The sequence below is a fragment of the Saccharopolyspora aridisoli genome, from assembly GCF_004348445.1.
Classification (GTDB): Bacteria; Actinomycetota; Actinomycetes; order Mycobacteriales; family Pseudonocardiaceae; genus Saccharopolyspora; species Saccharopolyspora aridisoli.
Genome location: NZ_SMKV01000018.1, coordinates 97,362 through 111,325 on the forward strand (window position 1 = coordinate 97,362; position 13,964 = coordinate 111,325).

General features: G+C 67.6%; 10 protein-coding genes and 1 pseudogene. 9 read left to right on the top strand and 2 right to left on the bottom strand.

Features of this window, described 5'->3' with window-relative positions; genetic code table 11:
- Positions 1-31: 31 nt before the first annotated feature.
- The gene (locus tag E1161_RS16415) at positions 32-1,057 is read right to left on the bottom strand and encodes a LacI family DNA-binding transcriptional regulator (protein WP_132624172.1); all 1,026 of its coding nucleotides are present in this window, start codon (positions 1,055-1,057) and stop codon (positions 32-34) included.
- A 135-nt stretch (positions 1,058-1,192) separates the two neighbouring features.
- Between E1161_RS16415 and E1161_RS16420 the strand changes: the two genes are divergently transcribed.
- The 9 genes and pseudogenes from E1161_RS16420 to E1161_RS16460 all read left to right on the top strand — a co-directional run bounded on the left by E1161_RS16420 (position 1,193) and on the right by E1161_RS16460 (position 11,564).
- On the top strand, positions 1,193-2,230 hold the full coding sequence (locus E1161_RS16420; RefSeq protein ID WP_132624174.1) for a Gfo/Idh/MocA family oxidoreductase: 1,038 nt from the start codon (positions 1,193-1,195) through the stop codon (positions 2,228-2,230).
- Positions 2,227-3,012, top strand: a complete 786-nt coding sequence (locus E1161_RS16425) for a TIM barrel protein (protein WP_235875077.1) — start codon at positions 2,227-2,229, stop codon at positions 3,010-3,012. Before E1161_RS16420 ends, E1161_RS16425 begins: the two co-directional genes overlap by 4 nt.
- Positions 3,013-3,116: 104 nt before the next feature.
- Positions 3,117-4,550, top strand: a complete 1,434-nt coding sequence (locus E1161_RS16430; protein WP_132624176.1) for a sugar porter family MFS transporter — start codon at positions 3,117-3,119, stop codon at positions 4,548-4,550.
- Between the two features lie 56 nt (positions 4,551-4,606).
- Positions 4,607-4,987 carry a universal stress protein gene (locus tag E1161_RS16435; protein ID WP_132624178.1) on the top strand — a complete coding sequence of 127 codons (381 nt, stop codon included), beginning with the start codon at positions 4,607-4,609 and terminating at the stop codon, positions 4,985-4,987.
- A 409-nt stretch (positions 4,988-5,396) separates the two neighbouring features.
- Complete coding sequence (gene iolC, locus E1161_RS16440) at positions 5,397-6,365, top strand: 5-dehydro-2-deoxygluconokinase (RefSeq protein WP_132624180.1); 969 nt, start codon at positions 5,397-5,399, stop codon at positions 6,363-6,365.
- A gap of 19 nt (positions 6,366-6,384) precedes the next feature.
- Entirely contained in the window at positions 6,385-7,266 is an 882-nt protein-coding gene (locus E1161_RS16445; protein ID WP_132624182.1) for a Cgl0159 family (beta/alpha)8-fold protein, read from the top strand.
- A gap of 17 nt (positions 7,267-7,283) precedes the next feature.
- Positions 7,284-8,183 carry a 5-deoxy-glucuronate isomerase gene (gene iolB, locus E1161_RS16450; protein WP_132624184.1) on the top strand — a complete coding sequence of 300 codons (900 nt, stop codon included), beginning with the start codon at positions 7,284-7,286 and terminating at the stop codon, positions 8,181-8,183.
- Positions 8,180-10,045, top strand: a complete 1,866-nt coding sequence (iolD, locus tag E1161_RS16455) for a 3D-(3,5/4)-trihydroxycyclohexane-1,2-dione acylhydrolase (decyclizing) (RefSeq protein ID WP_132624186.1) — start codon at positions 8,180-8,182, stop codon at positions 10,043-10,045. Before iolB ends, iolD begins: the two co-directional genes overlap by 4 nt.
- A 25-nt stretch (positions 10,046-10,070) precedes the next feature.
- Positions 10,071-11,564: pseudogene (locus E1161_RS16460) on the top strand (CoA-acylating methylmalonate-semialdehyde dehydrogenase).
- Positions 11,565-12,289: 725 nt separating this feature from the next.
- Here E1161_RS16460 and E1161_RS16465 read toward each other — a convergent pair.
- Entirely contained in the window at positions 12,290-13,531 is a 1,242-nt protein-coding gene (locus E1161_RS16465) for an ROK family transcriptional regulator (protein ID WP_132624188.1), read from the bottom strand.
- Positions 13,532-13,964 lie beyond the last annotated feature (433 nt).

Consider the following 13,964-nt stretch of genomic DNA (forward strand, 5'->3'; position numbering starts at 1 on the left):
CGCTACAGCCCCACGGATTGGGTTGCTGGGCTCACTCGACAGGAGCGCGGCCGGTCGTGGCGCGGGGTGTCAGTTGTGGAGTCAGGATGATTTCGGTGGGTGCCTCGCCAGCGATTTGTCGGGTGGCCTGTGCGATGACTTCGGTGGCGATCTTGTCTGCGTCTTGGGCGACGGTGGTGAGGTTGATGTGGGCAAGTCGCGACAGTCGGGAGTCGTCGTAGCCGATGACCGAGATGTCCTCAGGGGAGTGGATTCCGCGGCGCAGCAGCACGTCTAGAACACCGATGGCGCACCGGTCGTTGAAGGCAACGATTCCGGTGGGTCGTGAAGCTTCCGAGGTGTCGAGCGTGTTGGTGATGGCGCGAACGCCATCGGATTCGGTGGGGCCGCCGGCGACGACGCGGGCTTCGCTCGCGTGTCCATGGTGTCTCATGCGCGCGGCGAATCCTGCTGCCCGCTCGGCAGATCCGGGTGCGTCTCCGCCGTCGATGTGCAGGATCCTTCTGTGTCCGAGGTCGATGAGGTGGTCAACTGCGGCTTCGATTCCGGCTGTGTCGTCGGTCCGAACGGAGCCGACCAGTTCGGTGCCCGATGGACGGGCCACGACCTGAGTGGGCATCCGCTTGGCAAGCGTTGCCAGATCGGGTGCGAGCATGCGTGATCCCAGCAGGACTGCGGCTTCGCACCGCTCCCGGATCAGGTCACCGATCGCGGCCTGTTCGTTCCGAGTGGGTGCGACGGAGCTGAGTGCGATGTCGTAGCCCTGCGCTGCGGCGGCTGGGTAGAGCCGTTCAACCAGGTCACCGTGAAAGGGCTGCTGGAGTTCGAAGGCGACGCCGATCAGTCGTGAGCGTGACTGCCGGAGTTTCTGGGCGCGACGGTCCGGCACGTATCCCAACTCGTCGGCCACGCGACGCACCCGTTCCCGGGTCTCGTCGCTCGCGCCAGGGGCGCCGCGCATGATGATCGACACCAACGCCACGGAGACGCCTGCTGCCGCGGCAACGTCGGTCATCGTCGGACGCCGGTCGCCTTGACCATTTCGTGCCGCAGCCATCGTGCTCCTTCTCGTGTCGGTTGCACGTCCCAGCAAAGAGACTCTTGACCCCGCTGGTGTGACGTACTTAGCATCGCCGACTAGAACGTAGCACTAGAACGTTCTAGTCTTCTACATCCCAGTTCGGAGAGTCACATGTCGTTGAATCCTCCGGTGCGGTTGGCGCTGGTCGGCGCGGGGCGGATCGGCTCGAACCACGCCGAGCTCGTGGCCCGTCACGTCCCCGGTGCTGAGCTCGTCGCCGTCGCCGATCCCACGCCGAATGCGGAGCGTCTCGCCGCCGATCTCGGCGTCGCCGTGGTCGAACGGTCGGTCGAGGCCGTTCTGGCGCAGCCGGATGTCGATGGTGTTTTGATCACCACGCCGGCTCGGACCCACACCGACCTGGTCCTGCAGGCGGCAGCTGCGGGTAAGCACGTCTTCGTCGAAAAGCCGATGGCAGTGACCCTCGCTGACGCGGACCGCGCCATCGCGGCAGCGCGCGATGCGGGTGTGGTGCTGCAGGTCGGGTTCAACCGCCGGTTCGCGCCTGGTTGGGCGGCGGCGCGCGCCGCGATCGACGCCGGGAAGGTCGGGGCTCCACAACTGCTGCGATCCGTGACCCGCGATCCCGGTCCGTTCTCGGCCGATCCTGGGCAGATCCCGCCCGGGACCATCTTCTTGGAAACGCTGATCCACGACTTCGACGCGCTGTGCTTCCTCAACCCGGGCGCGCGTCCCCTCCGGGTCACCGCATTGGCCGATGCGCTGATCCGCCCGGACGCCAAGCACTCCGGCCATCTCGACACGGCCGTGGTCACCGTCGAGTTCGACAACGGTGCAATCGCGACCGCGGAGGCGAGTTTCAGCGCGCTGTACGGCTACGACGTCCGGGCTGAGGTGTTCGGCTCGGGTGGCATGGTCACCGCTGGCGACGGCCGGGCCAGCGACATGACCTACTACGGCCCGGATGGGATCGGCATCGACACCGCGCGCCGCGACACCGAGCTGCTGCGCGACGCCTACCTCGCCGAGTTCGTTGCTTTCACCAGCGCAATTCGTTCCGGCACACCCGCGCCGGTGACCGGTGAGGACGCCCGTACCGCGCTGAGCGTCGCGCTCGCCGCGATCCGCAGCGCGTCCACCGGCGCTGCCGTGAAGCTGGCCGACATCGCATTGGAGGTCGCCTCGTGACTGGCATCCGCTTGGCCGCTTGCGCCGAAATGCTCTACCTCGATCTGCCCTTCCTCGACCGGATCAAGCGAATCGCTGATCGTGGGTTGCTGGTGGAGATCTGGGACTGGTCGTCCAAGGACGTCGAGTCGCTGGCCGCCTCGGGCGCGGAATTCTCCTCTATGACCGGCTATTTGACCGGCAATCTCACCGAGCCGGAAGGGATCGCGGACCTGCTCGCCAGCGCCCGCCGCTCGCTCGAGGTCGCCGAGCGCCTCGACTGCCCTCGGCTCAACTTGCACGGCACCGGCCTCGGCGAGGGCGGGCTGCCGGTCCGGCCCGTTCAGGTGGTGACGCCCGCGATGTGGCTCACCGCCGCCAACACCCTGCGCCAGGTCGCTGAACTCGGCGCCCAAGCGGGCCGGACCTTCGTGCTCGAGAACCTCAACCTCGCAGTCGACCACCCCGGCACGCCGTTCGCCACGGCAGCCGACACCCTTGCCCTGGTACGGGCCGTTGACCATCCGAACCTGCGATTGAACCTGGACCTCTACCACGCGCAGATCGGCGAGGGAAACCTGATCGAGCTCGTCACCGAGGCACTGCCGTACATCGGGGAGATCCAGGTCGCCGACGTGCCCGGGCGTTGTGAACCGGGAACCGGTGAGATCAACTACCCAGCTGTCGCCGCTGCGTTGAAGCGGATCGGCTACACAGGAGTCGTCGGACTCGAGGCCTGGGCCGCCGACGACCCGGACGCCGCACTGGAGGCGTTCGAAGCCGCCTTCACTGCTGCCGGCTGACTCGAACACCCAGGAACACAGAGCCCCAAGGGCCTCACCCCTTGCGCGAGGGGTTGTCCACCGCGCTTGGTCACCGCAATCTGCGGACGAGAATGGAGACATCGATGTCCCACGACAGACCAGCACCCGGCACGAGCGGTATCTCGCTCCCATCGCTGCGGCCGGGGCCGCATCAGAAACGACTGGATCTCATCGCAGTCGTCGCCACCTTCGGTGGCCTGCTCTTCGGCTACGACACCGGAGTCCTCAACGGAGCGCTGGAACCGATGAAGGCCGATCTCGGCCTCACCTCGTTCACCGAGGGCCTCGTCGGTGCCACCTTGCTCATCGGTGCCGCCGTCGGTGCCCTCACCTGCGGACGGATGAACGACAGCCTCGGTCGCAAGAAGACCTTGACGATCCTCGCCGTCATCTTCTTCGTCGGCACGTTCGGGGCCGTCTTCGCCCCGAACCTCACCGTCATGCTGCCGGCGCGATTCATCCTCGGCCTCGCAGTCGGCGGAGCTTCGGTCACCGTCCCCGTGTATTTGGCCGAGTTGGCACCGACCGAACGTCGCGGCACCCTCAGCGGCCGCAACGAGCTGGTGATCGTCACTGGCCAGCTGCTCGCCTTCATCGTCAACGCCGTCATCGCCAACATCTGGGGTGACCACGAGGGCGTGTGGCGTTACATGCTGGCCGTGTGCGCCATCCCAGCGGTCGTGCTGTTCATCGGCATGCTGCGGATGCCGGAATCCCCGCGCTGGTTGATCTCGAAAGACCGGCACGACGACGCCCTCGCGGTGCTGATGCAGGTGCGCACCGAGGATCGAGCACGCGCGGAGATGGCCGAGGTCGAACAGCTCGCCGAGGAGGAGGAGCAAGCGCAGACCGGCGGGATCTCCGACCTGTCCGTCCCCTGGGTGCGTCACCTGCTGATTGCCGCGGTCGGTCTGGCGATCGCGCAACAGTGCACCGGGATCAATTCGGTGCTGTACTACGGGCAGCAGTTGCTGATCACCGCCGGCTTCGACGAGAACACGGCGACGATCGCGAACGCCGCTGTGCCCGGTTCGTTCGGTGTGATCGCCTCGATCATCTGCTTGTGGGTGCTGATCGACCGCGTTCCTCGCCGCAAGCTCATCATCAGTGGGTTCGTTGCCACCACCACGTGTCACGGATCGATCGTCTGCGCCGCGTTCTTCCTGCCTGAGGGCGTCGTCAAGGCCTACATCATCCTCGGTGTCATCGGTTTGTTCGTGTTCGCCATGCAGCTGATGCTCAACGTGCCGGTGTGGGTCTGCCTGTCGGAAATCTTCCCTCTGCGACTCCGGGGATTCGGTATGGGGGCCGCCGTCCTGATGCTGTGGATGACCAACGCTGTTCTGACCTATGGTTTCCCGATCATGCTCGACGTCACCGGGCTGGCAGGCGCATACCTGGTGTTCTTCGTCCTCGGCCTCTTCTGCATCGGCTTCCTCTGGAAGATGCTGCCCAACACCAGCGGACGCTCCCTGGAGGAGCTCGAAGAGTCCTTCGCCAAGGGCGACTTCCGCTGAACTAGGCATCCGCGCTCAGCAAACGCACTCAACCGAGTCCAACGGGTAGGACCATCATGACCATCATCGTTGCTGTACCGGATAGCCCCGAAGGTGCCGTCGCGTTCACGGCCGCAGTGGCCGAGGCCAAGCAAATCGGCACAGACCTCGTCGCGGTCAACTTGGGGCTGCGCCAACTCGATATTGCCCCGCTCGATCCGGCAGTGTCCGTCACCGTCGTTGACCGCCTCGGTCCCGATGACCGGGACCCCGTCGACGCAGTGCTCGACGAAATCACCGAGCGGAATGGCACCCGCCTCGTCATCGGCGTCAAGCAGCGAAGCCCAGTGGGCAAGGCATTCTTCGGCAGCGTAAGCCAGCGCCTGCTCCTCGACTCGCCGGTGCCCGTGCTTGCGGTCAAACCCTCCGAGGGCCAGGGCAATGCCGCGCGCAGCTGAAGCACCCGCTCCGTGCACCGCAGCGTGGTCGTCTACATCGTGTGTTTGCGCCCTCGTCGCGTCGAGATCACCGCCGAGTTGCCGCCCGGCGAAAGCACTCTCAGCGTGCCAGTTATGGCCTTGTGACTGCACGGACCGCCCGAGCGGATCTCTTCGCTTTCGAAGGGTTCGCCCGGGCGGTCAGGTGTCGCCGCGGAGGGAGAAGTCGAAGGGCCGGGTCCCAGGAGGGTTGCGGGGTTAGGCGGCGCTGGCTGGTGGTCACTGCTGCTTGATATCAGGACCACCCGACGTTATTAAGTGAATATGTACTGACAAATTATTGACACCTGTTCTGGCTGCCGAGTAGACAAGGGGCAGTCAGCTGTTCCGGCCGTTTTCGCGGCCGATGTCGTCCCCGGAGGTTTCCGCCATGGGCAGCCCGTTCGAGGTCATCACGATGGGGCGGATCGGGGTGGACATCTACCCGTTGCAGACCGGTGTGCCGCTGCCGCAGGTGGAATCATTCGGCAAGTACCTGGGTGGGAGTGCCACGAACGTCGCGGTGGCGGCCGCCCGGCTCGGCCACCGCAGCGCGGTGATCAGCCGCACCGGCGCCGACCCGTTCGGCGAGTACATCCACCAGGCCCTGCAAGGCTTCGACGTCGACGATCGCTGGGTGAGTGCCGTCGAGCAGTACCCGACTCCGGTGACCTTCTGCGAGGTCTTCCCGCCGGATGACTTCCCGCTGTACTTCTACCGCCAGCCCAAGGCGCCGGACCTGGAGATCCACGCCGACGAGCTCGACCTCGACGCGATCGCCGAGGCGCGCGTGTTCTGGATGACCGGCACGGGCTTGGCCGAGGAGCCCAGCCGGTCGGCGACGCTGGCCGCGCTGCGGCACCGGGCCAAGCGCGGCACCACCGTGTTCGACCTCGACTGGCGGCCGATGTTCTGGCCGGACCACGACGAGGCGCGGCACTGGTACCAGCAGGCCCTGCCGCACGTCACGGTGGCGGTCGGCAACCTCGACGAGGTCGAGCGCGCGGTCGGCTCCCGCGATCCGGGCAAGGCCGCCGAATTGCTGCTGGATGCCGGGGTGGAGCTCGCCGTGGTCAAGCAGGGTCCGAAGGGCGTGCTGGCCCGCACCCGCGACTCCGAGGTGGTCGCGCCGCCGATGCCGGTCGAGGTGGTCAACGGCCTGGGCGCGGGCGATGCCTTCGGCGGTGCGCTGTGCCACGGCCTGCTGAAGGGCTGGGAGCCCGAGCGGACCATGCGGTTCGCCAACGCCGCGGGCGCGCTGGTGGCCTCGCGGCTGGCCTGCTCGTCGGCGATGCCCTACGAGCACGAGGTCGAGGCCCTGTTGTCCCCGAATTCCGACAAGTCGGCGCGCAGCGCCTGACCCGCAGAGAGCGAGAACCGTGTCTTCACCGAGCATCACCGACCTCACCCAGGTGCGCGCCACCACCCCGGAGGCGATCGCGCAGGCAGCGGCCGCCCGGACCCGGCGGCCTCTGCTGGGCGAGAACGGCCGCATGATGATCGTGGCCGCCGATCACCCCGCGCGCGGGGCGTTGGCCGCCGGTGACAACCCGCTGGCCATGGGCAACCGTGTTGACCTGCTGGAGAGGCTGTGCATCGCGTTGCAGCGCCCCGGGGTGGACGGCGTGCTGGGCACCGCCGACATCCTGGAAGATCTGCTGCTGCTAGGTGCTTTGGAGAACAAGGTCGTCATCGGCTCGATGAACCGCGGCAGCCTTGCCGGGGCGGACTTCGAGCTCGACGACCGGTTCACCGGACATCGCGCGGCCGACATCGAGCGGCTGCGGTTCGACGCCGGGAAGTTGTTGCTGCGCCTGGACTACAGCGATCCCGGATCGCTGAACACCATGTGCGGCGCGGCGAACGCGGTCAACGAGCTCGCCGAGCGCGGGCTCATGGCGATGGTCGAGCCGTTCCTCTCGCGCCGGATCGACGGCAAGGTGCGCAACGACCTGTCGGTGGAGGCGGTCGCGCGCTCCATCGCCATCGCCTCGGGTCTCGGTGGCACCTCCGCGCACACCTGGCTGAAGGTGCCGGTGGTCGACGACATCGACCAGATCGGCCGCGCCCTGGAAGCCTCCACACTGCCGACGGTGCTGCTGGGCGGCGAGGTGTCCGCTGATCCGGCGGCTACCCACGAGCGCTGGCACAAGGCGCTGCAACTGCCGAACGTGCGCGGTCTCGTCGTCGGCCGGACCCTGCTGTACCCGCACGACGACGACGTCGCCGGCGCCGTTGACGCCGCGGTCGGCCTGCTGTGAGCTTGGGAGGATCAGCGTTGACTGACAAGCGCTTCTACTGCCCCGCCGGCACCACGGCGCGGGGTGAGTACACCACCTGCGTGGAACCGGAATCGGCCGGGTGGGGCTATTCGTCGCTTCGGGTGCTCGAACTCTGGCCCGGTGGGGAGCACGAGCTGGCCACCGGCGACAGCGAGTGGATCGTGCTGCCGCTGACCGGTGGCTGCACCGTGGAGTGCGACGGCGAGACCTTCGAGCTCGCCGGGCGCACGAGCGTGTTCGACGGCGTCACCGACTTCGCCTACGTGCCCAGGGACGCGCAAGTGCGGATCAGCAGCGCCGCCGGTGGCCGGTTCGCGCTGACCGGGGCGCGCTGCGAGAACCGGCTGCCCGCCCGCTACGGACCGGCCTCCGGTGTGCCGGTGGAGCTGCGGGGTGCCGGGCAGGCCAGCCGCCAGGTCAACAACTTCGGCGCGGCGCACGTCTTCGAGGCCGACCGGCTGATCGCCGTCGAGGTGCTCACGCCGTCGGGGAACTGGTCGTCGTTCCCGCCGCACAAGCACGACGTGGAGCGCGAGGGCGAATCGCAGCTGGAGGAGATCTACTACTTCGAGATCGCCGGCTCGCACGGCAGCCCGGGTGTGGGGTACCAGCGGGTGTACCCGTCGGGACCGGACCGCACGACCGACGTGCTGGCCGAGGTCTCCAGCGGTGACGTGGTGCTGATCCCGGACGGCTGGCACGGGCCGTCGATGGCGGTGCCCGGCTACGACATGTACTACCTCAACGTCATGGCCGGTCCCTCGCCGGACCGCGCCTGGCTGATCTGCGACGACCCCGCGCACGCGTGGGTGCGCGACACCTGGGCCGAGCAGTTGATCGATTCGCGGCTGCCGCTGTACACGGCACCCGAACAGACCTCAGTGGAGGGACGATGAGCACCCGGCGGTTGACCGTCGCACAGGCCTTGGTGCGGTTCCTGGCCAACCAGCACACCGAGCGCGACGGCGAACGGCAGCGGCTGATCGCCGGCTGCTGGGGCATCTTCGGCCACGGCAACGTCGCCGGCATCGGCCAGGCACTGCTGGAATCCGAGGGCGAGATGCCCTACTTGCAGGGACGCAACGAGCAGGCGATGGTGCACGCGGCGGTCGGGTTCGCCCGCCAGCGCAACCGGATGTCGACCTACGCCTGCACCACCTCGATCGGCCCGGGCGCGACGAACTTGGTCACCGGGGCGGCGCTGGCCACGATCAACCACCTGCCGGTGCTGCTGCTGCCGGGCGACATCTTCGCGACGCGCCCCGCGGATCCGGTGCTGCAGCAGTTGGAAGTGCCGCACGCCCGGGACGTCTCGGTCAACGACTGCCTGCGTCCGGTGTCGCGCTACTTCGACCGCATCTGGCGGCCGGAGGCGCTGATGCCCTCGGCGCTGGATGCGATGCGGGTGCTCACCGACCCGGTTGAGACCGGCGCGGTCACCCTCGCGCTGCCGCAGGACGTGCAGGCCGAGGCCTACGACTGGCCGGAGGAGTTCTTCACCGAACGCGTCTGGCGCGTCCACCGACCGGCGCCGGACGCGCAGTCGATCGCCGAGGCCGCGGACAAGATCCGTGCGGCGAAGCGCCCTCTGATCATCGCCGGGGGAGGAGTGCACCACAGCGGTGCCGAGGAGGCGTTGAAGTCCTTCGCCGAAAGCACCGGGATCCCGGTGTCGGAAACGCAGGCCGGACGCGGTTCGTTGCGCTTCGACCACCCCTGCGAGCTGGGGTCGATCGGGCACACTGGCACCGCGGTCTCCGATGACATCGCTCGCGCCGCGGACCTGATCATCGGTGTCGGTACCCGCTACTCGGACTTCACCACCGCGTCCCGGACCCTGTTCGCCAACCCGGACGTCGCATTCGTCAACATCAACGTCACCTCGCTGGACGCCCACAAGCAGGCGGCCACCCCGGTGATCGGCGATGCGCGCGTCACCTTGGAGCAGCTGACCAGCGCGCTGGACGGGCACCGGGTGTCCGAGGACTACGTGCGGGAGTACCGCGCGGGCGCGCAGCGATGGGCGCAGGTGATCGACCGGGTCACGCGCAGCGCCACCGGCACCGAGCGACCCGGCCAGGCCGAGGTGCTCGGGGCCCTCGACGAGGTCCTCGGCGAGCGGGACGTGGTCATCAACGCGGCCGGGTCAATGCCCGAAGACCTCAACAAGCTGTGGCGGGCCAAGGAACCCCGGCAGTACCACGTCGAGTACGGGTTCTCCTGCATGGGCTACGAGATCCCGGCCGCGATCGGTGCCCGGCTTGCCGACCCGTCGCGGGAGGTGTTCGCGCTGGTCGGTGACGGAACGTACCTGATGATGCCGACGGAGCTGGTCACCGCCGTGCAGGAAGGCATCAAGATCAACGTGGTCCTGGTGCAGAACCACGGCTACGCCTCCATCGGCGGCCTGTCGGAGAAGGTCGGCGGGGAGCGCTTCGGCACCGCCTACCGCTACCGCGACACCGAGGGCAAGTTCACCGGTGAACCGCTGCCGGTGGATCTGGCCGCCAATCTCGAGAGCTTCGGCATGGACGTGCTGCGCGCCTCCACAGTGGACGAGCTGCGCAACGCGCTGAGCGCGGCACGCGCCTCGGAGCGCCCGACCGCGGTGTACGTCGAAACCGACCCGGCCAAGGCGCAGCTGCCACCGGAAGCGTGGTGGGACGTGCCGGTCGCCGAAGTCTCCACCCGCGAGAGCACCCAGCTGGCGCGCAAGCGCTACGAGGACCAAGCGCGAGCACAGCGCCACCACCTGTGAGTTCGAAGATCGTGAGGGAATTGCTTTGAGGACCATTCAGCACTGGATCGACGGCAAGGTTGCCGAGAGCAGCTCCGGCCGCTCCGGCGCCGTGACGAACCCGGCGACGGGGGAGCAGACCGCGCAGGTCGCCTTCGCTGACGTGTCCGAAGTGGACGCCGCTGTCGCCTCGGCGGCGCAGGCGTTCAAGTCCTGGGGCGCCGCGTCGCTGGCCAAGCGCACGCAGGTGCTGTTCAACTACCGCGAACTGCTCAACAAGCACCGCGACGAGATCGCCTCGCTGATCACCGCCGAGCACGGCAAGGTCCACTCCGACGCGCTGGGCGAGGTCGCCCGCGGCCTGGAGATCGTGGAGCTGGCGTGCGGGATCCCGCAGCTGCTCAAGGGCGAGACCTCCACCCAGGTCTCCACCCGGGTCGACGTGGAATCGATCCGGCAGCCGCTGGGGGTGGTTGCCGGGATCACGCCGTTCAACTTCCCGGCCATGGTGCCGATGTAAATGTTCCCGCTGGCCATCGCCTGCGGCAACACCTTCGTCCTCAAGCCCAGCGAGAAGGACCCCTCGGCCACGCTGCGGCTGGTCGAACTGGCCATCGAAGCCGGGCTGCCCGACGGCGTGCTGAACCTGGTGCACGGCGACAAGACCGCCGTGGACCGGATTCTGGAACACCCCGACGTGACGGCGGTGAGCTTCGTCGGATCCACCCCGATCGCCAAGCACGTCCACGACACCGCCAGTGCCCACGGCAAGCGGGTGCAGGCGCTGGGCGGGGCGAAGAACCACATGCTGGTCCTGCCGGATGCCGACCTCGACCAGACCGCCGACGCCGCGGTCTCGGCCGCCTACGGCTCGGCGGGCGAGAGGTGCATGGCCGTCTCGGTGGTCGTCGCGGTCGACCCGATCGGCGACGAGCTGGTCGACAAGATCGCCGAACGCGCCCGCAACCTCACCATCGGACCGGGCAACGACCCGGCCTCGGAGATGGGCCCGCTGATCACCGCCGCGCACCGGGACAAGGTCGCCTCCTACGTGCCCGGAGCCCGCGAGCAGGGCGCCGAAGTCGTCGTGGACGGCACCGACTTCAAGGTCGACGGCCACGAGAATGGCTTCTTCGTCGGCGTGAGCCTGCTGGACAAGGTCACCCCCGACATGGACGCCTACCGCGACGAGATCTTCGGCCCGGTGCTGGCCGTGGTCCGCGCCTCCTCCTACGAAGAGGGCCTGGAGCTGATCAACTCCTCGCGGTGGGGCAACGGCACGGCGATCTTCACCCGCGACGGCGGTGCCGCTCGCCGCTACCAGCTCGAGGTCCAGGCCGGCATGGTCGGCGTCAACGTCCCGATCCCGGTGCCGGTGGGGTACCACTCCTTCGGCGGCTGGAAGGACTCGCTGTTCGGCGACCACCACATCTACGGCAACGACGGCGTGCACTTCTACACCCGGGGCAAGGTCATCACCACCCGGTGGCCCGACCCGAGCGACGGCGGCATCGACCTGGGCTTCCCCAGCAACAGCTGAACGGCGGAGCGCTGAGGATGGTGGCTGGGTGCAAACCTGGCCACCATGGTCGGTGCTCCTCGGAGCCGAGGGTTTTGCCAGCCGTTGGACCCATTGGGCGGAGGGTTCGGTGGTTCCCTCCGGGGAGGGCCAGCCCGATCGCAACCTCCCACATCCGACGCAGACGCTCCAGCAGTTCGGTTGAAGAACGTCCTTGGCAGGCGGAAAAAAACTTCGTAAGAGTTTGAAGGTCGGTTCCGGGAATGAGTCCGGTGCCGTCGAAGTAATCGGTACCGGTAGGGGGTGTTCGACTAGCTCCCTGTTGTGGGCCACGTACTCTCCTCGGCCGAGCGCACTCGTTCCGGGTGCAGCACGTCATGTTCGGTGATCCCGAGCGTGTGCGCGATCTCGAGGGCGGGGGTGATCAGCTCGTTGATCAGGACCTTGGTAGTGGGTTTCTCAGCAAGGTGAGCAATTTGGCAGTCCTACGTCGCGACTCCGCTCGCCGCGAACATGTCGCGAGGTGGCCTGGGGCATCCGATGGAACCGGCCAAGATCGCAAGTCAAGCAAAATCCTTCGCAGCCGCACGCGAGCGGTGGTAACACAGGTGGCGATCTGCGTAGCGGTCTCGGCCTCCGCATCGTGGGGCTCGACCGGGCTATCGCCGGATTCTTGCACCTGGTGTTCCGCGAAGGGCCCCGCGTCTGCGGGATTGCGCCCACATCCTCTTGCCCTGTGCACGGGTTCAAGCGACAGGTTCGGGCCGCCCGTGCGTGTTGTCCTGGTGACCGCTGTGGGTGCTGGTCAATCGGGCGCGGATCTGCTCGCCCTGTTCGCGGGCTGCTCCTGTCGTGTCGAACGGTGTCGACATGATCAGCGCTGCGGCTCCTTGTGTCCAGGTCTGGTCGTCCGAGCGGTCTATCTCGACGGGGATGTGGTTGCGCAGGGCGGGCAGGTGGGCACGGAGTGCCGGTTCGAAGCCCGGGCGCCAGTGCTGCCAGGCGGTGGTTCCCTCGCCGTAGATCGCGACCGTTTCGGGATCGACGATGTTGACCAGGCCGGCAACCGATCGTCCGAGGATTTCTCCGGCGTTGCGGAGGATCGCTCGTGCTGTGGGGTCTCCCTGGTCCGCGGCGGTGTGGAGATCGGAGATCGTGTCGACGGCGGTCAGAACACCCTCGCGGTGTGCTGCGGAGACCAGCGCGCGATCACCGATGATCGCTTCGAGGCAACCGCGGTTGCCGCACACGCATTCGGGGCCGTGCGGATCGACCGGTGTGTGGCCGAGTTCGCCGGCGTCTCCGTGCGCGCCTCGGTACACCACATCGCTGGTCACGATCGCCGCTCCGATGCCGGCTCCGATGGTGACGATCAGGAAGTCGCGGTGGTGGCGGCCTCTGCCGTAGAGGCAGTCGGCGGCGGCCAGGGCGTTGACGTCGTTGTCCACCAGCACGGGCAGTTCGAGGCTGGTTCGCAGTCGTCGTCCGAGGGGCAGGCCGCGCCAGCCCAGGATGTCTGCGTTCACGACTCCCTCGGCGGGGTCGTGGACTCCGCCGGGCACGCCGAGGCCGATTCCCAGGATCGAGCTGCCGTCCCCGTCGATGCCGTCGATCACGGCTGCGAGCGTGTCGGTGAGGTGGCCGAGCGCGTCTGCGGAAGCGGGATCGAAATCGTGGACGGAGAGGTCGCGCACGGTCCCGTCGAGTTCCACGTCGGAGATGGCGAGGCGGTCCGGCGCTACCTTGACTCCCAGCGCGCGCTTGGGTGAACCGGCCAGGCCGAGCAGCTGCGCGGGTCTTCCACCGCGTGAGGGAGCTGAGGCGAGTTCTTCGAGCAGGCCGTGAGAGATCAGTTCCTTGGTCACCTGGGTCACGGTCGCCGGGCTGAGACCCAGCCGCTGCGCGATCTCGGTCCGGCTCAACGAGCCGGACGTCCCTGCCAGGGCGAGGACGGCCGCGCGGTGGTGGTCTGTCGACGGTGAGGCCACCCAGCCACCCCTTTCGCTGTTTCTGAACGAAGTCACAGGTTAGGCGCCGGGCCCTGGCGGGTCAACGCGGGGGTTCCTTTGCCGCCGTGTGGCGTTGTGAGCAGCGGATACTTCTGACGTAGAGGAGGGGTGGGCTTCCGTTCGAAGTGGTTCGACCCCGCCCCTTGACGGGGTTAGCGCCACAGCTTACCTTTCTACGCACTTAAATTAATTACGAAGAAACTCGCCGAGGGCTACGGCCTGCCCAGCTCAGCGCCACCCCCATCGCACTGGTTGGCCGTTCCCGGCTCCTCAACGATCTTGAGGTTTGCCGAGGGATCGCCCCATCACGGCGGGCGGCCGGATGGCCGCAACACCGTCTCTGCAGCTCTTGACCTGGCTTCGTGCTGCCAGGGAGAGGTCGAACAAAGGAGATCGACGTGAAATTGAGACG